Source organism: Rubritepida flocculans DSM 14296 (genome assembly GCF_000425365.1).
GTDB classification, from domain to species: Bacteria; Pseudomonadota; Alphaproteobacteria; order Acetobacterales; family Acetobacteraceae; genus Roseococcus; species Roseococcus flocculans.
Genome location: NZ_AUDH01000008.1, coordinates 1 through 23,476, shown reverse-complemented (window position 1 = coordinate 23,476; position 23,476 = coordinate 1). Strand labels below are relative to the sequence as shown.

At 74.1% G+C, this 23,476-nt stretch carries 22 protein-coding genes; 8 read left to right on the top strand and 14 right to left on the bottom strand.

The window, feature by feature from the left end; all coding sequences use genetic code 11:
• Positions 1 to 461 precede the first annotated feature (461 nt).
• From dsrO to H596_RS0109350, 3 genes are read left to right on the top strand one after another with little or no spacing between them, the layout of a single operon-like run.
• Positions 462 to 1,166, top strand: a complete 705-nt coding sequence (gene dsrO / locus H596_RS0109360; RefSeq protein ID WP_027284667.1) for a sulfate reduction electron transfer complex DsrMKJOP subunit DsrO — start codon at positions 462 to 464, stop codon at positions 1,164 to 1,166.
• 3 nt (positions 1,167 to 1,169) lie between these two features.
• Positions 1,170 to 2,267 carry an NrfD/PsrC family molybdoenzyme membrane anchor subunit gene (gene nrfD / locus H596_RS0109355; RefSeq protein ID WP_027284666.1) on the top strand — a complete coding sequence of 366 codons (1,098 nt, stop codon included), beginning with the start codon at positions 1,170 to 1,172 and terminating at the stop codon, positions 2,265 to 2,267.
• Positions 2,268 to 2,270: 3 nt separating this feature from the next.
• Positions 2,271 to 5,363: a molybdopterin dinucleotide binding domain-containing protein gene (locus tag H596_RS0109350; RefSeq protein ID WP_027284665.1), complete on the top strand. Its 3,093-nt coding sequence runs from the start codon at positions 2,271 to 2,273 to the stop codon at positions 5,361 to 5,363.
• A gap of 176 nt (positions 5,364 to 5,539) precedes the next feature.
• On the opposite strand, the gene H596_RS0109345 is transcribed toward H596_RS0109350, so the two are convergent.
• The 13 genes from H596_RS0109345 to gmd form a co-directional block, all read right to left on the bottom strand.
• Positions 5,540 to 6,508, bottom strand: a complete 969-nt coding sequence (locus H596_RS0109345; protein ID WP_027284664.1) for a Bug family tripartite tricarboxylate transporter substrate binding protein — start codon at positions 6,506 to 6,508, stop codon at positions 5,540 to 5,542.
• 79 nt (positions 6,509 to 6,587) lie between these two features.
• Complete coding sequence (locus H596_RS0109340; RefSeq protein WP_027284663.1) at positions 6,588 to 8,105, bottom strand: amidohydrolase family protein; 1,518 nt, start codon at positions 8,103 to 8,105, stop codon at positions 6,588 to 6,590.
• Positions 8,106 to 8,108: 3 nt separating this feature from the next.
• A complete protein-coding gene (locus H596_RS0109335; RefSeq protein WP_027284662.1) occupies positions 8,109 to 8,675 on the bottom strand; it encodes a histidine phosphatase family protein in 567 nt (188 codons plus the stop codon).
• A gap of 100 nt (positions 8,676 to 8,775) precedes the next feature.
• Entirely contained in the window at positions 8,776 to 9,393 is a 618-nt protein-coding gene (locus H596_RS0109330) for a glutathione S-transferase family protein (protein WP_027284661.1), read from the bottom strand.
• A 24-nt stretch (positions 9,394 to 9,417) separates the two neighbouring features.
• Positions 9,418 to 10,350, bottom strand: coding sequence for a ribose-phosphate pyrophosphokinase (locus H596_RS0109325; RefSeq protein WP_027284660.1), 933 nt, complete (start codon positions 10,348 to 10,350; stop codon positions 9,418 to 9,420).
• A 79-nt stretch (positions 10,351 to 10,429) separates the two neighbouring features.
• A complete protein-coding gene (locus H596_RS0109320; protein ID WP_027284659.1) occupies positions 10,430 to 11,317 on the bottom strand; it encodes a hypothetical protein in 888 nt (295 codons plus the stop codon).
• A gap of 65 nt (positions 11,318 to 11,382) precedes the next feature.
• Positions 11,383 to 12,114, bottom strand: a complete 732-nt coding sequence (gene pgeF, locus H596_RS0109315; RefSeq protein ID WP_037300758.1) for a peptidoglycan editing factor PgeF — start codon at positions 12,112 to 12,114, stop codon at positions 11,383 to 11,385.
• The gene (locus H596_RS0109310; protein WP_037300757.1) at positions 12,114 to 13,079 is read right to left on the bottom strand and encodes a class I SAM-dependent methyltransferase; all 966 of its coding nucleotides are present in this window, start codon (positions 13,077 to 13,079) and stop codon (positions 12,114 to 12,116) included. The genes pgeF and H596_RS0109310 overlap by 1 nt, the downstream gene beginning before the upstream one ends.
• The gene (lgt, locus tag H596_RS0109305) at positions 13,079 to 13,870 is read right to left on the bottom strand and encodes a prolipoprotein diacylglyceryl transferase (RefSeq protein ID WP_027284657.1); all 792 of its coding nucleotides are present in this window, start codon (positions 13,868 to 13,870) and stop codon (positions 13,079 to 13,081) included. The genes H596_RS0109310 and lgt overlap by 1 nt, the downstream gene beginning before the upstream one ends.
• A 34-nt stretch (positions 13,871 to 13,904) precedes the next feature.
• Complete coding sequence (mepA, locus tag H596_RS0109300) at positions 13,905 to 14,744, bottom strand: penicillin-insensitive murein endopeptidase (RefSeq protein ID WP_027284656.1); 840 nt, start codon at positions 14,742 to 14,744, stop codon at positions 13,905 to 13,907.
• Positions 14,737 to 16,158, bottom strand: a complete 1,422-nt coding sequence (rfaE1, locus tag H596_RS0109295; RefSeq protein WP_027284655.1) for a D-glycero-beta-D-manno-heptose-7-phosphate kinase — start codon at positions 16,156 to 16,158, stop codon at positions 14,737 to 14,739. The genes mepA and rfaE1 overlap by 8 nt, the downstream gene beginning before the upstream one ends.
• 36 nt (positions 16,159 to 16,194) lie before the next feature.
• Entirely contained in the window at positions 16,195 to 17,118 is a 924-nt protein-coding gene (locus H596_RS20895; RefSeq protein ID WP_037300756.1) for a GDP-mannose 4,6-dehydratase, read from the bottom strand.
• Positions 17,118 to 18,098, bottom strand: coding sequence for a GDP-mannose 4,6-dehydratase (gene gmd, locus H596_RS0109285; protein WP_027284654.1), 981 nt, complete (start codon positions 18,096 to 18,098; stop codon positions 17,118 to 17,120). Before gmd ends, H596_RS20895 begins: the two co-directional genes overlap by 1 nt.
• 150 nt (positions 18,099 to 18,248) lie before the next feature.
• Here gmd and H596_RS0109280 point away from each other — a divergent pair, with 150 nt between their 5' ends.
• The 5 genes from H596_RS0109280 to H596_RS0109260 all read left to right on the top strand — a co-directional run bounded on the left by H596_RS0109280 (position 18,249) and on the right by H596_RS0109260 (position 23,111).
• On the top strand, positions 18,249 to 19,004 hold the full coding sequence (locus tag H596_RS0109280; RefSeq protein ID WP_037300754.1) for a sulfite exporter TauE/SafE family protein: 756 nt from the start codon (positions 18,249 to 18,251) through the stop codon (positions 19,002 to 19,004).
• Entirely contained in the window at positions 19,001 to 19,699 is a 699-nt protein-coding gene (cuyB, locus tag H596_RS0109275) for a cysteate racemase (protein WP_051212711.1), read from the top strand. The genes H596_RS0109280 and cuyB overlap by 4 nt, the downstream gene beginning before the upstream one ends.
• Positions 19,700 to 19,925: 226 nt before the next feature.
• Positions 19,926 to 20,726, top strand: a complete 801-nt coding sequence (locus tag H596_RS0109270; RefSeq protein ID WP_027284652.1) for a sulfotransferase family protein — start codon at positions 19,926 to 19,928, stop codon at positions 20,724 to 20,726.
• 95 nt (positions 20,727 to 20,821) lie between these two features.
• Complete coding sequence (locus H596_RS0109265; RefSeq protein ID WP_027284651.1) at positions 20,822 to 22,126, top strand: UDP-glucose dehydrogenase family protein; 1,305 nt, start codon at positions 20,822 to 20,824, stop codon at positions 22,124 to 22,126.
• 7 nt (positions 22,127 to 22,133) lie between these two features.
• Complete coding sequence (locus H596_RS0109260) at positions 22,134 to 23,111, top strand: NAD-dependent epimerase/dehydratase family protein (protein ID WP_027284650.1); 978 nt, start codon at positions 22,134 to 22,136, stop codon at positions 23,109 to 23,111.
• A gap of 41 nt (positions 23,112 to 23,152) precedes the next feature.
• Here H596_RS0109260 and H596_RS20890 read toward each other — a convergent pair.
• Positions 23,153 to 23,476, bottom strand: a 324-nt coding sequence (locus tag H596_RS20890) for an IS5/IS1182 family transposase (protein ID WP_037300751.1), incomplete at its 5' end; no start/stop codon positions are given.

Genomic DNA, 23,476 nt, shown 5'->3' with positions numbered 1-23,476 from the left:
CGGGGGTGGCCTCCTGCCGCAAGGCTGCCGCATGGGGCCGGAGCCCGCAACGCCAGCGCGGGGAAGCGGCCGTGCCGCGGAGCCATCGGCCATGCCGCCGGCATCCCAATCGGAGAGCCGATGCGCGGGGCTTCTTGACGTGCCGCCGACCGCTGGGGCGCGGATCATGACCTCTGGCGGCCGGACATCCCCGCGACGCGCGAGCGGGAGGAGGAGGTCGGCTTCGGGGACCGTCCAACACGGCCGGCCGCGTGGAAGGCCGTAGCATGCCGCGCCTCGCGCCAGTCTCGCTCCCCGAAGATGCCGCCCGTCGCGCCGCGCTGCACCCAAGTAAAGCGCTCGGATAATATTCCGCTTTTTCCGCCCTTTGTTGCGGCGCGTCAAAGCGCCGCGCCGGCTTTTCTGCTCCGCTGGCGCCACGGGCTGGAGGCCGCGCCCCCGCCCGGATGCAGGAGGACAGCATGGCAGGCTCCCGACGCGCGCTTCTTGCCGGACTGGCAAGCGCATGGGCCGGCACGGCGGCGGAGGCCGCCGCCCCCGCCCCGGCCCCGCAGCTCGGCCCCCGCTGGGGCATGGTGGTGGATCTCGCCCGCTGCATCGGCTGCCAGGCCTGCACCGTCTCCTGCATCATGGAGAACGCGGTTCCGCCCGACAGCCTGCGCACCATCGTCAACACCTATGAGGTGACGAAGGATGGCGTGGTCGGCATGGCGATGCTGCCGCGGCTGTGCAACCACTGCGCCGATGCGCCCTGCCTGCCCGTCTGCCCGGTCGGCGCGACCTTCCAGCGCGCGGACGGGATCGTGGTGGTGGATTCCGACCGCTGCGTGGGCTGCGCCTACTGCGTCCAGGCCTGCCCCTACGACGCGCGCTTCATCAACCACGAGACGAACAAGGCCGACAAATGCACCTTCTGCGCCCACCGCGTGGACGCCGGGCTGCTGCCGGCCTGCGTGGAGAGCTGCGTGGGCGGGGCGCGCATCTTCGGTGACCTGAACGACCCGCACAGCACGGTGCGCCAGCGCCTCGACGCCGAGCCCTCCGCGGTGCTCAAGCCCGAGGCGGGCACGCAGCCGCGCGTCTTCTACCTGCATCTCGATCCGCTGCTGTCCGGCAAGGTGGAGGGCACGCCCACGCTCTGGCGGCCGCAGCACGAAGGAGCCTGAGCCATGCCCGAGATCACCGAGATCATCGGCATCACCCGCGAGGTCGCCTGGCTGCCCTGGGCGGTCACCTACTTCTTCCTGATCGGCCTCTCCGTCGGCGCCTTCGCGCTGAGCCTGCCGCATTACGCCTTCGGCCGGCCGGGCTGGGCGCGCATCGGGCGGCTCGGCCTGCTCGGCGCGCTCGCGGCCGGGCTCGCCGCGCCCGTCGCGCTGCTGGCCGACCTGCATCAGCCCGGGCGCTTCTGGCATTTCTACGCCTACCCGAACCCCTCCTCCTGGATGGCCTGGGGCGCCTTCTTCATCCCGACCTATCTCGGCGGCCTGTTCCTCTACGCCTGGATGGCGCTGCGGCCGGCGCTGGCGGAGGACGCGGCGGCGCGCGGCTGGCTCGCGCCGCTCTACCGCCTGCTGGGCGGCCCCGCGCGGCCGGGGCTGCTGCGCGGCTTCGCGCTGCTCGCCGCGGTCGGCGCGGCGCTGGTGCTGCTCTACACCGGCATGGAGGTGATGGTGGTGCGCGCCCGGCCGCTGTGGAACACGCCCTTCCTGCCGGTGCAGTTCGCGCTGACCGCCTTCGCCGGCGCGGCGGGCTTCCTGCTCGTCCTCGATCGCCTGACCGAGGGGCACGAGCCGGCGGCCGAGGCGAAGCTCAACCGGCTGCTGGCCGGCCTGCTGCTCGTCTCGCTCGCGGTGGGGGCGGCCTGGTTCGCGCTCGGCGCCCTCGGGCTCGAGGCGACGCATGCGGCGGCGCTCGCCTCCGTGCGCGGCCATCACAGCTTCCAGGCGCTGGCACTCTGGGGCCAGGCGGCGGTGCTGGCGGCGATCCTGCTTGCGCTGCTGCGCCCCGCGGGCAGCGGCTGGCTCACCGGGCTCGTCGCGCTGCACGCGGCCTGGATGTTCCGCTGGGCCGTGTTCATCGGCGGCCAGTCGGTCCCGAAAACGGGGCCCGGCTTCTACGACTACCACCTGCCGATGGGGCCCTCGGGCCTGCTCGGCATTCTCGGCAGCATGGGGCTGCTCGTCTTCCTCCTCGTCCTCCTCGACGCGCTGATGCCGCCCGCGCGCAGCCGGGCCGCCATCGCCGGCGCAACCGGAAAGGCCTGAGCCATGAGCATGGATCGTCGCGACGCTCTGCGGATGGGTGCGGCCGGGGCCGGCCTCGCCGCCTTCGGGCTCGGCTTCGAGGCGACGGCGCGCCGCGTGGTGGAGGGTGTCGCCGAGACGCTGGCGCGCCCCGCCCGCGGCGCCCAGATCCACGGCCGCAGCCTCGCCCCCGAATGCGTGGTGGATCCCGCGACCGGCGCGGTCGAGCCCAATCCCGCGCAATACGTGGCGAACAGCGTCTGCCTCGGCTGCACCACGCTCTGCGGCGTGCGGGTGCGCGTGGACCGCGCCAGCGGCCGGGCGCTGCGCGTCACCGGCAATCCCTACTCGCCGCTCTCCGCCGATCCGCCCCTGCCGGAGACGGTCTCGATCCGCGACAGCCTGCTCGCCACCTCGCGCCACGAGGAGCGCGGCCTGGCCGGCCGGGCCACCGCCTGCGGGCGCGGGGCGGCGGTGCTGACCCAGCTCGAGAGCCCGCACCGCATCACCACCGCGCTCAAGCGCGTGGGCCCGCGCGGCGCGGGGCGCTGGCAGAGCATCCCGCTCGAGCAGCTCGTCGCCGAGGTGGTGGAGGGCGGCGACCTCTTCGGCGAGGGCCATGTGCCGGGGCTGCGCGCGCTCGCCTCCGACGACCCCATCGATCCCGCGCGGCCGGAGCTGGGGCCCAAGCGCAACCAGTTCGTCGTGCTCTCCTCGGTGAATGACGGGCGCGAGAACTTCGTCCGTCGCTTCGTCAGCCAGGCCTTCGGCAGCGCGAACTTCGTGGGCCATGGCAGCTACTGCGGCGGTTCCTACCGCTCGGGCTCCGGCGCCGCCTTCGGCAACAAGTCCACCATGCCGCACGCGAAGCCCGATCTGCCGCACGCGGAGTTCGTGATCTTCTGCGGCACGGCGCCGGCCAATGCCGGCAACCCCTTCAAGCGCCAGGGCTGGCAGCTCGCCGCCGCGCGCGCCGAAGGCGCCCTCGACTACGTGGTGATCGACCCGGTGCTCGGCCACAGCGACGCGGCCGCGGCGCGCGAGCGCGGGCGCTGGATTCCGATCCGGCCGGCGACGGACGCCGCCCTCGCCCTCGGCATGATGCGCTGGATGTTCGAGAACGGGCGCTTCGACGCGCGCTACCTCGCCGCCCCCAACGCCGCGGCGGCCGATGCGATCGGCGAGCCGAGCTTCAGCAACGCCACCCACCTCGTCATCGCCGAGCCCGGCCATGCGCGCGAGGGGCGGCTGCTGCGCGCCTCCGACGCCGGGCTGCCCTTCGAGGCCCCGGCGCATGGGCCGAAGGATCCCTTCGTGGTGCAGGACGCGGCGAGCGGCGAGCTGCGCCCGCATGACGCGGGCAGCGCGCCCGCCGAGCTCTTCGTCGAACGGCGCGTGGGCGGGCTGCGCGTCTGCTCCGCGCTGTTCCTGCTGCGCGCCGCGGCGATGGAGCACAGCCTCGAGGACTATGCGGCGATCTGCGGCGTGCCGGCCGAGACCATCGCCGCCCTCGCGCGCGAGTTCACGAGCCATGGCAAGCGCGCCGCCGTCTCGACGCATGGCGGCACCATGGCCGGCAACGGCTTCACCAACGCCTTCGCGCTGGTGACGCTGAACACGCTCATCGGCAATCTCGGCTGGCGGGGGGGCACCTTCCTCGGCGGGGGCATGTTCCCCGACAACGCGGCCGGGCCGCGCTACGACCTGCAGGGCTTCGAGGGGGCGCGGCAGCCGCGCGGGCTCATGCTCGGCCGCAACAACCTCGCCTACGAGCGCAGCGCGGAGTTCGCGGCCAAGCGCGCCGCGGGCAGCCCCTATCCGGCCGAGGCGCCCTGGTTTCCCGTCGCGCCGCAGCTCGGCACCGAGTTCTTCACCGCGATCGAGAGCGGCTACCCCTATCCGATCGGCGCACTGGTGCTGTGGAACAGCAACCCGGTCTACGGCATTCCGGGCTTCCCGCGCCTCGCGGAGCGCGTGCTGGGCGACCCGCGCAAGCTGCCCCTGCTGATCGGCATCGACCCCTTCATCAACGAGAGCACCTGCTGGGCCGACTACCTGGTGCCCGACACGCTGCTCTACGAGAGCTGGGGCTGGACCTCGCCCTGGGCGGGCGTGCCCGCGCGCGCCACCTCCGCGCGCTGGCCGGCGGTGGAGCCGCCGCTCGCGCGCAGCGCGGACGGCGAGCCGGTGGCGATGGAGAGCCTGCTCATCGGCCTCGCCAAGGCGCTCGGCCTGCCCGGCTTCGGGCCGCGCGCCATCCGCGCCGCCGATGGCGGGCTGCACCCGCTCGAGCGCGCGGCCGACTGGTATCTGCGCGGCGGCGCCAACATCGCCTTCGCCGGCACGCCCGTGCCGGAGGCGAGTGCGGAGGATCTCCGCCTCTCCGGGGTGGAGCGCGTGATGCCCCTGCTGCACGAGACGCTGAAGCCCGAGGAGGTCGGTCGCGTCGCCTTCGTGCTGACGCGCGGCGGGCGCTGCCAGCCGCCGGAGAGCGCGGTGCAGGGCGAGAAGTTCCGCCATCCCTTCCGCGGGCCGCTGATGATCCACAACGAACTGGCGGGGACCACGCGCAGCGCCGTCACGGGACGCCTCTTCAGCGGCGTGCCGCGCTGGCAGCCCGCGGCCTTCCAGGACGGGACGCCCATGCGCGCCGTCTATGGCGAGCGGGAGTGGCCGCTGCTGCTGGTCAGCCAGAAATCCGTGCTGATGAACGCCTATGTGATCGGCGCCGACCGGCTGCGCGGCATCCATCCCGACAATCCGGTGGGCGTGCATCCGGAGGACGCGGCGGCGCTCGGCCTCAAGACCGGGGATCGCGTGCGGATCCGCACGCCCGGCGGCGCGGAGACGGCCACGGTGATCGTCCGGCGCGGCGTCATGAAGGGGGTGGTGGCGATCGAGCATGGGTTCGGCCACACCGAGTTCGGCGCGCGCGGGCATGTGATCGACGGCGTGGCCCAGCCGCCGCGGCCGGCGCTGCGCGCGGGGGTGAACCTCAACGCGCTCGGCGTGCTCGACCCGACGCGGCGGCTCGGCCCGGGTTTCTGGCTGGATCCCGTGGCGGGCTCGGCGGTCCGTCAGGGGCTGCCCGCGCGGCTGGAGCGGATCGCGGCCTGATGCGGTCGGCATGACATGCCGACCGTATCGCGCGCAGGGTTGGCGGGCGCCCATCGAAGCTTTGCTTCGATGGGACCCGGTGTGGCGGCTGCGCGCCAACACAAAGGCATACCAGCGGCCGCGCCGCCGCTTCAGAAGTCGAAATCAGCGGCCGCTGGTATGAAACGCCCCCCGCATCACTCCGCGCGGATGCCCGTGGCCCGCACCAGCTCCGCCCACTGCGCGCGGTCGCGCGCGATGTAGGCGGCGTAGTCGGCGCTGCTCATCGCCAGCGGCTCCATGCCCTGCGCGGCCAGGCGCTCGCGGAAGGCGGGGCGGGCGAGCAGCGTCTGCACCGCGGCATGGATCGTCGCCACCACCGGGGCGGGCAGGCCGGCGGGGCCGGAGAGCCCGTACCAGTTCAGCACCTCATAGCCCGGCACGAACTCGGCCAGAGCGGGCACATCGGGCAGCACCGCGAGCCGCCGCGCGGTGGAGACGCCCAGCGCCCGCACCCGCCCGTCGCGGATGAAGGGCAGGCCGGAGGTGATGGTGTCGGTCATCGCCGCGAGCCGCCCCGCGATCAGGTCCGGCATCGCCAGCGCGGTGCCGCGATAGGGCACATGCACCGCATCGAGCCCCGCCTTGTGCAGCAGCAGCGCCATGGTCATGTGCGTGGAGGAGCCGATGCCGGCCGAGCCGTAGGAGAGCTGGCCCGGCCGCGCGCGCAGCAGCGACGCGAACTCGGGGAAGCTGCGCGCGGGCAGCTCGTTGTTCACCACCAGCACGGCGGGCACGCCCGCGACATTGGCGATGGGCGTGGTGTCGGTCGCGGGGTCGAAGGCGAGGCGCGCGATCACGGGCACGATGCCGTGCGTCGCCTGGCTCGCCATCAGCAGGGTGTGGCCGTCGGGGCGCGCGCGCACCACGAACTCCGTGCCCACCGCCCCGCCCGCGCCGGTGCGGTTCTCCACCACCACCAGCTGGCCGAGCAGGGGCGAGAGCTCCTCGGCCACGATGCGCGCGATGATGTCGGCCGCACCCCCGGCGGCGAAGGGGGCGATGAGGCGGATCGGCCGGTCCGGCGTCCAGGGGCTGTTGGCGCGGAGGGCGGCGGTGGGCAGGGCGGATGCCGCGAGAAGCGGCAGCAGGGTGCGGCGGTGCATGGGCGGGCCCTTGGATGGCGTGGAGGTGACGGTCCGTTCACCCGGAACGCCAGCAAATCCCGTGCCGCGGCCCGGCCGGTCACACCCCGCTGTTCGGCGCCTCGCAGAGGTAGCGGCCGAGGTGGTAGGGCCGCGCCGCAAGACCCGCGCAGAAGGAGGAGACGACGGGCGCCAGCGCCTCGAACAGCGCCTTCTGCGCGGCGTTGGCCGCCTCCAGCCGCTCGCGCGCGGCTTCCGCCTCGATGGCCAGCCGCGCGAGGTCGAGGGTGGTGTGCCGCCCGTCCTTGAACACGAAGCGCCCGCCGATCATCACATGGCGCACCGCCGTCGCGTCCTCGGCGTGGACGAGCTGGTTCATCGTGCCGTTGTGCGGAATCCAGTGCGGCACGGCGAGGTCGAGGAAGACGATGTCCGCCTTCATCCCCGGCGCGATCGCCCCGATGTCCTCGAAGCCCAGCGCGCGGGCGGAGCCCAGCGTGGCGGCGCGGTAGATCTGCTCCGCGCTCACCCAGCCGCGCGGGTCGGGCGTCTGCACATGGCTGAGGCCGGCGGCGGCGCGCATCGCCTCGTACATGTTGCCGTTGTCGCCGCTGGTCACGCCGTCGGTGCCCAGGCCCACGTTCACGCCGAGCTCGAGCGCGCGCGCCAGCCGCAGCATCCCGTTGCCGAGCTTCATGTTCGAGACCGGGTTGTGCGCGATGGAGGCGCCGCGATCGGCCAGCAGGCGCAGATCCTCGTCGTCGAGCCAGATGCCGTGCGCCACGGTGAAGCCGGGCCCGACCAGGCCCAGCCTGTCCATGTGGCGCGTCAGCGTCGTGCCGTAGCGCTGCATGCCCACCACGGCCTGCACCTTGCTCTCGCCCACATGGCTGTGCAGCCCCACGCCATGGGCGCGCGCGAGGTCGCGGCAGCCGCAGAGGAACTCCGTGCTGCAATGGTGCGGAATGGTGGGGGCGATGGCGAAGCGGATGTCGGCGGCGTTCCAGCGCCAGTGCTTCGCCGCCTCCTCCATGGCGGCGAGCGTCTCGGCCGCGGGGCGGAGGCGGAGCTTCTCCGCCTCGCGCCGCAGCCCCTCGGGCAGCGCCTCGAGCAGCCCGGGGATCGCCTCGTAGAGCGTGAGGTCCGCCACCATGGGGGCCACCACCGCGCGCATGCCGAGCGTGTCGTAGGCGTCGGCCACCGCGTCCAGCCCCTCGCGCGTGGGCAGCGGCACCTCGGTGTAGAGGTCATAGGCGGCGGTGCAGCCCTTCTGCACCATCTCCGCCGCGCAGAGCAGCGCCGAGAGCCGCTTGTCGGCGAGGCTGCGCGAGCCGCCCACCCAGGGGGCGGAGGCGAGCAGCAGCTCGAGCGTCCAGCGGTCGCCCTGGCCGCGGCCGAGCCCGCCATGGCCATGGGTATGGGCGTTGACGAGGCCGGGGTGGAGCAGAAAGCCCGTGGCGTCCAGCTCCCGCGCGCCCTCGGGCGCGGCGAGGCCCGCGCCCACGGCGCGGATCACCCCGTCCTCGATCAGGATGTCGGCCGGGGCGGCGCGGCGCTGGGCGGGGTCGGCCAGACGCCCGCCGCGGACGATCTGCCAGCCGGGTTCGGCGCGGGCCATGGCTCAGATCTCCGGGGCGAGTTCAAGGGCGGTGAGCGTCCAGCCCTCCGCGCCCGGTTCGGCGCGCAGCGGCAGCGCGTTGGGCGTGCGGACATTGGCGGGCAGCCCGGCCGCGTGGCGGAAGGCGCGCCACAGCGCCCCATGCGCCACCACGAGCACGGGGCCCGGCAGGGCGGTGGCGCGGTTGATGGCGCGGATGGCCCGGGCGCGCAGCGCGGCGAAGCTCTCCGCACCCTCGGGCGTGTAATGCCCCGCGATCCAGTCGTCGTACCAGTCGCCCATGGGCTGGCCCTCCTGCACGCCGAACTCCACCTCGCGCAGCTCGGGGTCGAGCTGGACGGGCAGCCGCAGCGCCTCGGCCACGATCTCGGCGGTGACGCGCGCGCGGGCGAGGGGCGAGGCGATGATGGCCGTGATCTCCACCGCCGCCAGGCTGCGCGCCGCGCGCCGCGCCTGGGCATGGCCCACCGCGTTCAGCGGGATGTCCGTCGTGCCCTGGGAGAGGCCCTGCGCGTTCCAGTCCGTCTCGCCATGGCGGAGGAACCAGAAGGGGATGGGGTTGAGGCTCATGCGCCACCTCCCCGGGGCCGGCGCAAGACCGCCCCGCCAACCCCGCGCGCGGGCCTTTTCTCGCGCGCGGCCGCCCCGCCAACCCCGCGCGCGGGCATGCTCAGGCCAGCCCCTCGCGGGCCATGGCGCGCTGCACGGCGGGGCGCGCCTTCATCCGCGCGAAATGCCCCGCCACGTTGCGCGGGAGCTCGAGGTTGAGCCGCGCCGCGCCCCAGTAGCTCACGTAGAACAGCCCCGCATCGCCGAAGCTGAACTCGCCCGCCACATGGTCGCGGCCTTCCAGGCACTTGTCCATCACCGCGAGGCCCTTCCGGAAGATCTCCATGCCGCGCGCCTTCACCGCCTCGTGATCCGCCTCGGAGGGGGCGAAATTGCCGGGGCGGAAGATGCGGCTGAAGCCCTGCATGTGGATGGTGGCCACCGCGTAGTCCGTCGCCTCCAGCGCGCGGGCCACGCCCTCGGTGGTGGCGGGCATCAGCTTCGCGGCGGGGAAGCTGGCCGCGATCCACCAGGCGATGGCGGTGAACTCGGTCAGCACCGAGCCGTCGTCCCGCACCAGGGTCGGCACCTTGGACTTGGGGTTGAGGCTGGTGAACTCGGGGCTGAACTGCGCGCCCTCGCGCAGATTGGTCAGCACCGCCTCGAAGGGCGCGCCCGTCTCCTCCAGCAGCAGATGGATGCCGAGCGAGCAGGCGCCGGGCGAGTAGTGCAGCTTCATGGGGCGCGTTTCCTTCCCTGGGGATCAGCAGAAGAGCGAAGAGACGGAGCTCTCCTCGCTGATGCGGCGCATCGCCTCGGCGAGCAGCGGCGCGATGGGGAGCTGGCGGATGTTGGGGGCGGCCTGCACCGCCTCGGTGGCGGCGATGCTGTCGGTCACCGTCATCATCTCGATGGGCGCGGCCGCCACGCGCGCCACCGCGCCGCCCGAGAAGACGCCGTGCGTGACGTAGCAGAGCACCGAGCGCGCGCCGTGCTTCATCAGCGCCTCGGCCGCGTTGCAATGGGTGCCGCCGCTGTCGATGATGTCGTCCACGATGATGCAGTCGCGCCCCTCCACGTCGCCGATCACGTTCATCACCTCGGAGACGCCGGCCTGGGGGCGGCGCTTGTCGATGATCGCGAGGTCGGTGTGCAGGCGCTGGGCGATGGCGCGGGCGCGCACCACGCCCCCCACGTCGGGGCTCACCACCATCAGCTCGCGCCCCGCGTGGCGCTCCTGGATGTCGCGCGAGAAGAGAGGGGCGGCGTAGAGATTGTCCACCGGGATGTCGAAGAAGCCCTGGATCTGCCCCGCGTGCAGGTCGAGCGTCAGCACGCGGTCGGCCCCGGCCTGGGTGATCAGGTTCGCCACCAGCTTCGCCGAGATGGGCGTGCGCGGGCCGGACTTCCGGTCCTGCCGCGCATAGCCGAAATAGGGGATCACCGCCGTGACGCGCCGCGCGGAAGAGCGGCGCAGCGCATCGAGCGTGATCAGCAGCTCCATCAGATGGTCGTTCGCGGGGAAGCTGGTGGACTGGATGACGAAGACATCCTCCCCGCGGATGTTCTCCTGGATTTCGACGAAGACCTCCATGTCCGCGAAGCGGCGCACCGAGGCCTTGGTGAGCGGGATGCCCAGCGTGTCGGCCACCGCGCGGGCGAGAGGCAGGTTGCTGTTGCAGGCGACGATCTTCATCGAGCCGGATCACCCCACACTGTCGGCGGCGCAGCGATAGCCGCCGCGCCGCGGGCTGTAAACGCGCGCCCCCGCGCCCTCATGGCCGGGCAGGGCTGCCGGCGTTGCGGATCACCTGCTGCACGCCGCCCGCCGCCTCCTGCGCCGCGGCATAGGCGACATCTCCCCAGAAGCGCTGCAGCAGGCCCGCCGGCACCTCGTTGATCTGCACCACCCGGCCGAGCTCCTGCCCGTCCCGGCGCGAGACGATCCACTGGATCTCCACCCGGTCCTGCCGCGGCGCGCCGGGGCCGACGCGCACCTCGGCCGTGACGGCGAAGGAGGCGCCCTCGGCCGGCTCCTGCACCACATAGCCGAGGCCGGTGAGGAACTCGCGCATCCGCGCGGTCAGCGCCGCATTGCCGTCGCCCGGCGCGCCGCGCACCGGCAGCAGCCGCACGCGGGGCGGCCCGCCGGCGGCGATGGCGTCCGCCGTCGCGCTCGCCCGCGCGGCCTGGATGGTGAGCAGGAGCTGCGAGACGCGCTCCGCCCCCTGCCGGGCGGCGAGGTCGAGCGTCTCGGGCCGGCCCTCGGCCCAGGCGCGGGCCGGGATGGGCGGGCCCTCGGTCGCGCCCTGGGGGCGGCCATCGGCGTTGGCGATGGCGTAGCGCGGCGTCACCTGGCCGGCGCGCAGCTCGGCCGTCACGACGAGCCGCCAGTCGAGCGGGGCGGGGCTGTCGGTCACCAGGGCGGGGATCTCGCCCGCCTGCAGCGCCTCGGCGAGCGCCGCGGCGAAGCGGCGCGCCTCCGCCTCGGGCAGCAGCGCCGCCTCGGGCGGGAGGAGGGCGAGGCGCACCGCGAGCGGGATGACGAGGCGCGGGGCGGCACCCCCCGGATTGCCCCGGTGCGGCTGCGGCAGCCCCTCGCAGCCCGCCGCCAGCAGCAGCAGCAGCCCCGCCAGGGCCCGCCCGACGCTAGAGAAGGACACAGGACACCAGCAGGGTGAGCAGGATCATCGCCAGGAACATGATCAGATAGGGCATGGCGCGGCCCCTATAGCATGATGGCCGAGAGCTGGTGGCCGAGCGGCCCCCCTCCGGCCAGGGTGCGGCGCCGGTGCGAGAAGAAGCGCGCCTCCTCGGCCAGCGTGTCCAGGCCCAGCGCCTCGACGCGCCCGATGCCGGCCAGGCGGTGCGCGCAATAGGCCGCGAGGTCGAACTGGAAATGCGCCGCATCCCGGCCCGGGGCGAAGAAGCGCCCATCGCCCACCGCCTCGCGCAGATCGGCGCGCACCTCGTAGCTCGCCTGGGCGATGCAGGGGCCGATCACCGCCGCGATGCGCCCGCGCCGCGCGCCCAGCCGCTCCATGGCCGCGACCGTCGCCTCCAGCACCCCGGCCACCGCGCCGCGCCAGCCCGCATGCGCCGCGCCGATCACGCCGGCCTCGGCGTCGGCGAAGAGCACGGGGGCGCAATCGGCGGTGACGATGCCGAGCAGCAGGCCCGGGCGGTTCGTCACCAGCGCATCCGCCTCGGGCGGGTCGGACCAGCCGGGTTCGGCCTCCACCACCACGGGCCCATGCACCTGGCGCAGGCCCACCAGGCGCTCGGGCGCCGCGCCCAGGGCGCGGGCGGCGCGGGCGCGGTTCTCGGCGACATGGGCGGGGTCGTCCGCGCTGCGCGGGCCGCAGTTCAGCGCGGCGTAGGCCCCGGCCGAGACGCCGCCGCGCCGGGTGAAGAAGCCATGCCGCGCGCCCAGCGCGGGGTGGGTCAGGAACTCGGCCATCAGCCCTCGAATCCCGCCGGAATGGGAAGCCCAGGGTGGGCGAGGGCGAGCGCCTTGAACAGCCGCCCCATCCCCTCCGCCGCCACCAGCCGCTGCGCCGCGGCGAGGATGCTGCCCGCCTGGGCCGGCGCGGCCCGGGCCAGCATGGCCGAGCGCGCCATGAGGCCGAGGCGCTGCAGGAACAGCCCCATGGGCAGCGGCCCATGCGTCGCCGCCCCCGCCGCCCGGCCCGCGCGGGCGAGGGCGGCGAAATCCACATGGGCGGTGAGGTCCGCCTCGCCGGGCGGGCCGAGCGGGTCGGCCGGGGCGTTGTCGCGCAGCGCCTGGAGCGTGTCACCGAAGCCGCTCTCGGCCGGGCCGTAGTCGAGCACCAGCGCCGCGCCCCCCTCGCGCGCGAGGCGCGCGCCGATCGCCCCGGCCAGCGCCTCCGCCGCCTCGCCCCATTCGCGGATGCTGCCCTCGGGGGCTTCCCCGGCATGGGCGCAGGGCAGCTCGACGAAGCGGCCCCCCTCCACCCAGCGCTCCCGCCAGCCTTCGACGCGCCTGACGAACTGGCGGATGGGCAGGGCGTCGAAGAACTCGTTGGCGAGCAGGATCATGGGCCCGGGCGGGATCTCCTCGAAGCGGGCGTGCCAGGCGGCGGCGAGGCGCCGGGCCTGTGCTTCGCGCAGCAGCGGCGAGGTCTCGACGAGGTGGATCTCGGCCGCCGCGGCGAAGCCGGGCGCCACCTCGCGCACCGCGCGCAGCGCATCGGCCATCAGCGTGCCGCGCCCGGGGCCGAGCTCGGCCCAGACCACGCGCGCCGGCGCGCCCATCGCCTGCCAGGTGACGGCGCACCACAGGCCCAGGCACTCGCCGAAGGCCTGGCTCATCTCCGGGGCGGTGGTGAAGTCCCGCCCCAGCCCGGCGCGCTGCGCGTAGTAGAGCGCGGCGGCGCGCGCCATGAAGGCGTCCAGCCGCTCCATCAGCGCGGGGCGGGCCTGGCGCGCCAGATCAGGACGGCGCCGATGGCGACCATGGGCAGGGAGAGAAGCTGCCCCATGGTCGCGCCGCCCAGCAGGAAGCCCAGATGCGCGTCGGGCTGGCGGAAGAACTCGCCGGCCAGCCGCGCCACCCCGTAGCCCGCGATCAGCGCCCCGGTGAGCAGCCCCACGCGCGCGCGGTTGGCCGGGCGCGACCAGAGCAGCAGCATCAGCGCGAAGAGCGCGATCCCCTCGAGCCCCGCCTGGTAGAGCTGGCTCGGGTGGCGCGGAAGCTGCGCGGGGTCGGCGGGGAAGACCATGGCCCAGGGCACATCCGTCTGCCGGCCCCAGAGCTCGCCGTTGATGAAGTTGGCGAGGCGGCCGAAGAACAGGCCGATGGGCACCACCACCGCCACGCGGTCGCCGAAGGCGAGCGGGTTCAGCCCCTCGCGCCGGCAGAACCACAGCGCGGCCAGGATCACGCCCAGCGCCCCGCCATGGAAGGCCATGCCGCCCTGCCAGAGCATCAGCGCCTCCAGCGGGTGCTGGAGGTAGTGGCCCGGCCGGTAGAACAGCACATAGCCCAGCCGCCCGCCGAGGATGATGCCGAGCGTGGCCCAAGTGACGAAATCATCCATCTGGCGCGCCGTGCCCGCGGCCGGGGCGGCCTCGACCAGCCGCCGCGCCAGGCGCCAGCCGATGACGATGCCCGCGATGTAGGCGAGCGCATACCAGCGGATGCCGATGGGGCCGATCTGCACCGCCACCGGGTCGATCATCGGGAAGGGGATCATGGCCCGGCTGGTTAGCCGCTCGGGGGTGCGCCCGCTACCCGGGCGCGCGCAGCACCGCCGCGCAGGCGGGGGGCAGCGCGGGCGGGGGCCCGGGCGGGCGCGGAGGCGGGCGGCGCGCCTCCTCCGAGAGCCACCAGTCGAGGCTCGCATCGCAGCCATCGCCGGGCGGGATGGGGTTGGCCTCGCGGCACTCGGGCGAATCCCGCGGGCAGCGCAGCCGCACATGCACATGGCTGTCATGGCCGCGCCAGGGGCGCAGCCGGCGCAGCCAGGCCTCGCCGCGATGGGCCTCGCAGAGGCTGCGCTTGATGGCGTGGTTCACGATCAGCCGGTCCACCTCCGGCCGCTCGGCCAACAGGCGCAGGAAGGCGGCGTGGCGGGGGGTGAAGCGCGCGGGATCCACCCCCGTCTCGCCGGGCAGCACCAGCGAGGCGACGCGGATCTCCTCCCGCGCGGCGCGGGAGAGGGCGGGCTTGGGCTCGAGGTCGAGCCAGATGTCCGCATCCAGCCCCGTCTGGTGGCTGGCATGGCCCCAGGGCATGGGCCCGCCGCGCGGCTGGGCGAGATCGCCGATCCAGAGATCGGGAAAGCCTCGGCGCCGCGCCTCGCGCCCGATCTCCTGCACGAAGCGGATCAGCTCCGGATGCCCCCAGTGGCGGTTGCGCGAGATGCGCACCGCCTGGTAGCCCACCCCCTCGAGGGGAAGCTGCGCCGCGCCCTGCAGGCAGCCCAGCGCCGTGCCGCCGATCGCCCGCGCCGGCCCGGGCGCGGGGCCGGGGGCGGCGGCCCAGGCCGAGGCGGGCTGCGCCCCGGCCGGGGCGGCGAGCGCCAGGGCCAGCAGCAGCAGGAAGGCCGCGAGGCCGGCCCTAGCCATCCGCCCGCCCCCGGGCGAGCAGCCCCGTGGTGGAGCGCCCGGGCAGCAGCGGCAGCAGCACCGTCTCGCCCCCCCAGGAGGCGACTTCCGCCGCGCCCACCACCCGATCGAGCGTGTAGTCCTGCCCCTTGAACAGCACATCGGGCCGCAGCGCGAGGATGCAGTCGAGCGGCGTGTCCTCGGCGAAGCCCACCACCGCGTCCACGCTGGCCAGCGCCGCGATCACCGCCGCGCGGTCGGCCAGCGGGTTCACCGGCCGGCCCGGGCCCTTGAGGCGCGTCACCGAGGCGTCCTCGTTCAGCGCGACGATCAGCCGGTCGCAATGCCGGCGCGCCTCGCGCAGCAGCCGCACATGGCCGGCGTGCAGCAGGTCGAAGCAGCCATTGGCGAAGCCCACCCGCAGCCCCTCGGCGCGCCAGCCCTCCACCAGCCGCCGCGCGGCGGGCCAGGAGAGCAGCTCGCCCGTCGCGCCCTCGATCTCGCGCAGCGCGTGGTCCAGCTCCGCGGCCGAGCAGGTGGCGGTGCCGAGCTTGCCCACCACCACCCCCGCCGCGGCGTTGGCCGCGCGCATCGCCTCGGGCCAGGCGAGCCCGGCGGCCCGGCACAGCGCGAGGGTGGCGATCACGGTATCCCCCGCACCCGAGACATCGAACACCTCCCGCGCCATGGCGGGGATGGACAGGGCGGGCCCCTCGCGCGGGACGAGCATCATCCCCTTCTCGCTGCGCGTGGCGAGAATGGCGGGCACATCGAGCCGGGCGAGCAGGGCGCGGGCGGCGGCCTCGCAGGCGGCGTCGGTGCCCGCGGGCTGGCCCGCCGCCTCGGCCAGCTCCGCCGCGTTGGGCGTGAGCAGATCGGCCCCCGCATAGCGGGCGAAATCCCGCCCCTTGGGGTCCACCAGGCAGGGAAGCCCGCGGGCGCGGGCGGCGACGATGGTCGCGGCGATGAGCGAGGGGGTGAGCGTGCCCTTGGCGTAGTCGGAGAGCACCAGCGCCTCGGCCCAGGGCAGCTCCGCCTCCAGCGCGGCGAGCAGCGCGGCCTCCTCGTCTGGATCGGCGAGGCGGAGCTGCTCCTCGTCCACCCGCACCACCTGCTGGCGCGCGGCGATGACGCGCAGCTTCACCGTGGTGATCCGCGCGGCGGACTGCACGAGCCGCCCGGCGGGGCCGAGCAGGGCGCGCAGCTCCTCGCCTGCCGCGTCCTCGCCCGCCAGGGCGACGAGCCGCGCCTGCCCGCCCAGCGCCTCCACGTTGCGCGCCACATTGCCCGCGCCCCCGGCCATGGCCTCGGTGCGGCCGAGGCGCACCACGGGCACCGGGGCCTCGGGCGAGAGGCGGCGGGCCTCGCCATAGAGGTAGCGGTCCAGCATCACATCGCCGAGGACGAGAACCCGGCGGCCGGTGAGGTCGAGCATGGGCGGGAGCTTACCAGGGCGGGGGGGCGCTGTCCCTCACCCCTCCCCGCGCGCGACGCGGGCCCGCCACTCCGCCAGCGCCTCGTCCAGCGTGCGCTCCCAGGGGATTTCGGGCGCCCAGCCGAGCAGGGCGCGGGCCCGGCCCGCATCGCCCGCCACCCGCGCCACATCGGTGGGGCGCAGCCGCGCGGCGGCCACCTCCACCTCCGGCCGGCATCGGGCGCGGGCGAGCAGCGCCTCCAGCACATCGCCGATGCGCCGCGGCTGGCCGGCGGCGATGTTGAGCACAAGGCCGGGCGGCCATTCGGCCGCGAGCGCCAGGGCCAGCGCCCGCGCCGCGTCGCGCACGTCGAGGAAATCCCGCCAGCGGTCGAGCGCGCCCACGCGCAGCGGCGGCGCATCCAGTCCCGCCTCGATGCGGGCGATCTGCCGGCAGATGTCCGCCACCACGAAGCCCTCGGACTGGCCCGGCCCCGCGAGGTTGAAGAAGCGCAGCCTGAGCGCGGCGAGCCCGCGCAGCGCCATCTCGCCGAGCGCGAGATCCGCCGCCGCCTTGGAGGCCGCATAGGGGTTGGCCGGGGCGAGCGGCGCGTCCTCGGCGAGCGGCGCCCCGGCCTGGAAGGAGAGGCCATAGACCTCGGCCGAGGAGGCGAAGAGGAAGCGCGCCCCGGGTGTTTCGCGCCGCACCGCCTCGGCCAGCGCCAGGGTGCCCAGCAGATTGGCCCGCCAGCAGGCGAGCGGCGCGGCGAAGGAGGCGGCGACCGAGGCCTGGGCCGCGAGGTGCACCACCGCCTCGGGCCGGGCGGCGGCGAGGAGCGGGGGCAGGCAGCCCTCCTCCTCCAGCGCGTAATGCGGCGCGGCCCCGGGGGTGCGGGGCGGGACGGTCAGCGCATGGGAGGAGAGCGCCGCCTGGACATGCCGGCCGAGGAAGCCGTCCCCACCCGTCAGCAGCACGCGCATCAGCGCATCCGGTCGCGGTGGCGGCGCAGATCGGCCTCCACCATCTCGGCCACCAGCTCCTCGAGGCTCGTCTCGGGCCGCCAGCCCAGCACCTCGCGCGCGCGGGTCGCATCGCCCTGCAGCACATCCACCTCGGCCGGGCGCAGGAAGGCGGGGTCGAGCACCACATGGCGGCGCCAGTCGAGCCCGACATGGGCGAAGGCGAGCTCGCAGAACTCGCGCACGCTGGCGCTGCGCCCGGTGGCCACCACGAAGTCGCCCGGCTCGGGCTGCTGGAGCATGAGCCACATGGCGCGCACATAATCGCGCGCATGGCCCCAGTCGCGCCGCGCCTCGAGATTGCCCATGGGCAGGGTCTGCGCGAGGCCGAGCCGGATCCGCGCCGCCCCGTCCGTGATCTTGCGCGTGACGAACTCGACGCCGCGCAGCGGGCTTTCGTGGTTGAACAGGATGCCGGAGGAGGCGTGCAGCCCGAAGCTCTCGCGGTAGTTCACCGTGATCCAGTGCGCGTAGAGCTTCGAGACGGCGTAGGGCGAGCGCGGGTGGAAGGGCGTGCGCTCGTTCTGCGCCCCGCCCTCGACCTTGCCGAACATCTCGCTGCTGCTCGCCTGGTAGAAGCGCGCCTGCGGGCGGATCAGCCGCACCGCCTCGAGCAGGTTGTTCGCGCCCAGCGCGGTGACCTGGCCGGTGAGCAGCGGCTGCTGCCAGGAGGCCTTCACGAAGCTCTGCGCGGCGAGGTTGTACACCTCGTCGGGCTGCACCTCCTCCATCACGCGCAGCAGGGAGGAGAGGTCCATCAGGTTGCCGTCGAGCAGCCGCACACGGTCCTGCACGCCGAGCCAGTGCAGGCGCGCGCCCACCACTTCGGAGGAGGCGGAGCGGCGCAGCAGGCCGAACACCTCATAGCCCTTCTCGAGCAGCAGGGCGGAGAGATAGGCGCCGTCCTGGCCGGTGATGCCGGTGATGAGGGCGCGGGGCATGGGGCGGGGGCTCCTCCTCGGGGGGGCGATGCTCTGGGGCCTGGGTAGAGCAGGGCGGCCGGCGGGGCCAGGGGCGGCCGTGTTCCAAAGCGGCGCGGGCGGGTCTAGGAAGAGGGGCGGCCCCGCGGCGGGCCCCGGAGTCCCCTGCGGGTGCTGATCACCGATCCCTGGTTCTATGCCCTGGCCGTCCCGGCCTTCCTGCTCACCGGCATCAGCAAGGGCGGCTTCGCCTCGGGGGCGGGGAACACGGGCGTGCCGCTCATGTCGCTCGTCATTCCCGCGCCGCAGGCGGCGGGCATCGCGCTGCCGCTGCTCTGCGCCATGGACCTCTCGGCGCTGCGCGCCTGGTGGGGCCGCTGGGACAGGGCGGAGCTGGCGCGCACCCTGCCCGGCGCCATGCTCGGCATCGCGGCGGGCACGCTGGTCTTCGGCCTGCTCTCGGACGCGATGGTGAAGCTGATGATCGGGCTGATGACGCTCGCCTTCATCGCGCGCTCTCTGTGGCAGGAATACGGGGGCGGGAAGGTGGCGGCGGCGGCGGGCTCGGCGCTGAAGGGCAATGTCTGGGGCGCGGCCTCGGGCTTCACGAGCTTCATCGCCCATGCGGGCGGCCCGCCGCTTGCGGTCTATCTGCTGCCGCTGAGGATGGATCGCGCGCGGCTCGCGGCCACCACCGTCGCCTTCTTCGCCACGGTGAACTACGTGAAGCTCCTGCCCTATTTCTTCCTGGGCGCGCTGTCGGTGCAGAACATCCTGACGAGCCTCGTGCTGCTGCCGCTCGCGCCGATCGGGATCCGGATCGGCGTCTGGCTCGCGGAGCGGGTGAGCGACCGGCTCTTCTACCGCATCATCCATGTGCTGCTGGCGCTGACGGGCGCGCAGCTCGTCTGGGAGGGGCTGCGATGACGCGGGTTCTGGGCGTGCTGGGCGGCATGGGGCCGCTCGCCTCGGCGGAGTTCATGCGCCAGCTCACCCTGCGCACCCCCGCCGCGCGCGACCAGGAGCACATCCCCGCCGTGCTGTGGTCCGACCCGCGCGTGCCCGACCGCACGGCCGCGCGCCTTGCGGGCGGCGAGGACCCGCTGCCCTGGCTGCTGCGCGGCCTCGAGGGGCTGGAGGCCGCGGGCTGCGGGGCGGTGGCCATTCCCTGCAACACCGCCCATCTCTGGTTCGAGGCCATGCAGGCCGCCACCCCCATGCGGCTGCTGCACATCGTGGACGCGGCGCGCGCCGCGCTCGCCGCCCAAGGGCTGGCGGAGGGCCCGGTGGGGCTGATGGGCACGGCGGCGACGCTGGCGAGCGGCCTCTATCAGGAGCGGCTGGGCTGCCCCTGCCTGCTGCCGAGCCCCGGGGAGATGGAGGCGCAGGTCAGCCCCGCCATCGCGCTGGTGAAGGCGAACCGGCTTGCGGAATCGCACGCGCCGCTCGCCGCGGTGGCGCGGGCGCTGATGGCCCGCGGCGCGCGGGCGGTGGTGCTGGGCTGCACGGAAATCCCGCTCGGCATGGCCGCGGGCCCGCCGCCCCCCTTCCCTGTGGTGGACACGGTGGCCGCGCTGGCGGATGCGGCCATCGCCTGGGCACGCGCCGGGGCGGCTGTTTGACATCGCGCCCGGCGGAAGGAGTATTAATATTGCATGGAATGGGATGCGCGGGCGTCAGGCCGGCCCCGCCGCGCATCCCGGGCGGGGGCGATCCGGGGCGAGCAGCGGCCTTCGGGCCTGATGCGGCGGGGAGCCGCCACAGTCATGGCGTCTCGGCGGGTGGCGGCATGAAAGGACGAAGACAGGGGCGGCGGAGGCCAGGCCTCGCTCCTGTGGGGGAGGTTGCATGGCCGGGCTGCTGAAGATCCGCTTCTGCGGCGTCACTTTCGAGATCGCGGACGATCCGGCGCGGCCGCCGGTGTTCGTCTTCGGCATCCGCAAATCCGGCAGCTCGATCATGAACTCGATGCTGGCCGCGGTGGCGCGCTTCAACGGGCTGAACTTCGTGGATGTGGCGGGTCGGCTCTTCGAGGAAGGGGTGGATGTGGAACGCTGGCGGAGCGACCCGTCCATCGCCTCGTTGCTGCGCGGCGGCAATGTCTATGGCGGCTTCCGCAACGCGCCCTCGCTGCTGCTGGACGCGCCCGAGCTCGTCCATGGGCGCAGCGTCCTCCTCGTACGGGACCCGCGGGATGCGCTGGTCAGCGAGTATTTCTCCAACGCCTTCTCGCACTCGGTTCCCGCGGCCGGCGAGGCGCGCGCGCAGATGCTGGCCCAGCGCGCCCGCGCCCAGTCGAGCGACGTGGCGGCCTATGCCCTGCGCGCCGCGAACAGCTTCCGCGAGGCGCTGCGGCAGTACCTGCCCTTCCTTTCGCTGCCCGGGCTTCGCCTCTACCGCTACGAGCAGGCGATCCTCGACAAGCGCGCCTTCCTGCTCGATGCCTGCGCGCATTTCGGCTGGCGGCTGCCCGAGCCGCAGCTCAGGGGCATCCTGCGCTGGGCCGACGTGATCCCGGCCGAGGAGAACCCGCACGCCTTCGTGCGCAAGGTCACCCCCGGGGATCATCGGGAGAAGCTTCCGCCCGAGGTGATCGCGGAGCTGGACGAGTTCTTCCGCGCGGAGATGCGCGCCCTCGGCTACCTCTGATTCACCGCCCCTGCGCTTGAATGGGCGCGCCGGGGCTGGGATGGTGCGGCCGCGACCGAATCCGCCGGGGCCTTCCCGCGGAGAAGCGAGGAACCATGCGCATCGCGATCATCGGGGCGGGCTATGTGGGGCTCGTCTCCGCCGCCTGCTTCGCGGAGTTCGGCACCGACGTGGTGGCCGTGGACGCGGATGCGGCGAAGGTGGAGGCGCTGAGCGCCGGCCGCATCCCGATCTACGAGCCCGGGCTCGACCGGCTGGTGGCCGAGAACGTGAAGGACGGCCGCCTGACCTTCACCACCGACCTCAAGGCCGCGCTGCGGGAGGCGGCGGCGGTGTTCCTCGCCGTCGGCACCCCCTCGCGCCGGGGCGACGGGCATGCCGATCTCAGCTACGTCTTCGCCGCGGCCGAGCAGGCGGCGCGCGAGGCGGAGGCGCCCTTCGTGCTCGTCACCAAATCCACCGTGCCGGTGGGCACGGGGGCGAAGCTGCGCGAGCTCGTGGCCCGGGTGCGGCCCGATCTCGACATCGTCGTGGCCTCCAACCCCGAATTCCTGCGCGAGGGCAGCGCCATCGGCGACTTCATGCGGCCCGACCGCGTGGTGATCGGCGCCGACAGCGACCGCGCCTTCGCCGTGCTGCGCCGCCTCTACCGGCCGCTCTACCTGATCGAGACGCCGATCATCGCCACCTCGATCGAGACGGCGGAGCTGATCAAATACGCCGCCAACGCCTTCCTCGCCACCAAGGTCACCTTCATCAACGAGATCGCGGATTTGTGCGAGCGCGTGGGCGCCGATGTGCACGACGTCTCGCGCGGGATGGGCCTCGATGGGCGCATCGGGCGGAAATTCCTCCATCCCGGCCCGGGCTATGGCGGTTCCTGCTTCCCCAAGGACACGCTCGCCCTGGCGCGCACCGCGCGCGACGCCGGCGCGCCGGTGACGCTGGTGGAGGCGACCATCGCCGCGAACGAGGCGCGCAAGCGCGCCATGGCCGAGCGCATGCTGGCCCTGCTGGGCGCGCCGGCGGGCAAGCGCGTGGCGGTGCTTGGCCTCGCCTTCAAGCCCGAGACGGACGACATGCGCGAGGCGCCCTCCCTCGCCATCCTGCCGCGCCTCGTCTCCGCCGGGGTGGAGGTGGTGGCCTTCGACCCCGTCGCCATGCCCAATGCGCGCCCGCTGCTGCCGGCCGCCGTCTCCTACGCCGGGAATGCGCTCGCCGCCGCCGAAGGGGCGGATGCGGTGATGCTGCTGACGGAGTGGAACGAGTTCCGCGCCATCACGCCCGAGCGGCTGAAGGCCGCCATGCGCGGCCGGCTGATCTTCGACTGCCGCAACGCCTGGGATCCGCTCGCGATGCGCGAGGCGGGGCTCGACTACCGCGGCGTCGGGCGGGGCTGAGGCGGGTTTGGGCGACGTTCTCGTCACCGGGGTTGCGGGCTTCATTGGCGCGCATCTGGCCGCGGCGCTGCTGGCGCGCGGCGAGCGCGTCATCGGCCTCGACAACTTCAACGCCTATTACGACCCGCGGCTGAAGGAGGCGCGGATCGCCGCGCTGACCGCCGGGGCGCGGCCGGGGCAGTTCGCGCTGCACCGCCTCGACCTCGCGGACCAGGAGGGGATGGCCGCGCTCTTCGCCGCGGAGCGGGGGCTCGATCGCGTGGTGCATCTGGGCGCCCAGGCGGGGGTGCGCTGGTCGCTGGAGGCGCCCTTCGCCTACACCGCGGCCAATGTCACGGGCCAGCTCGCCGTGCTCGAGGGGGTGCGCCGGTCGGAGGGGCGCATCGCCCATTGCGTGCATGCCTCCACCAGCTCCGTCTATGGCGTGCGCGAGGGCGCCTTCCGCGAGGAGGACCGGGTGGACCGCCCCGCCTCGCTCTACGCCGCCACCAAGGCGGCGGGCGAGCTGATGGCGCACAGCTACGCCGCCCTCTACGGGCTGCGCCTGACGGCGCTGCGCTTCTTCACCGTCTATGGCCCCTGGGGCCGGCCGGACATGGCCTATTGGCTGTTCACCGAGGCGATGTGCGCGGGCCGGCCCATCCGGCTGTTCAACCAGGGCCGCATGCGGCGGGACTTCACCTATGTGGACGACGCGGTGGCCGGCATCCTCGCCGTGCTGGACCACCCGCCGGCGGGGCCCGGCCAGCGCCTCTACAACATCGGCAACAGCCGGCCCGAGGAGCTGCTGGAGATGGTCGCGATCCTCGAGCGGCTGCTCGGCGTCGCGGCGATCCGGCGTCTGGAGCCGATGCAGAAGGGCGATGTTCCGGCCACCTGGGCCGATGTCTCGGCCATGGCGCGGGATTTCGGCTGGCGGCCGGCCACGCCGCTCGAGGAGGGGCTCGGCCGCTTCGTCGCCTGGTGGCGGGGGCGTTTCGGGTGAGGGCCGGCGCATCTGAGAGCGTGTTTGAGAAGTGACGGTGGCTACGGGATGCGGCGGAGCATGGTGACGGTGGCGGCGATGCGGATGAGGGTTTCGGCGACATCGGTTCGCTGCTCGAAGTCGCGGACGAGGCGGCGGTTCTTGATGAGCCATCCGAAGCTGCGCTCGATGACCCATCGGCGCGGCAGCGGCTCGAAGCGCGGCAGTGCGCGTGGCCGCTTGACGATGGTGAGTGCAAGGTTGGCCTTCTGCTTCGCCCAATCGACGAGTTTGCCGGCATATCCACCATCGGCGAACACGGTCTCGACGAAGCACCACAGGCCTCGGGAGGCGCGCAGCAGAGGTTTGGCGCCGTCGCGGTCCTG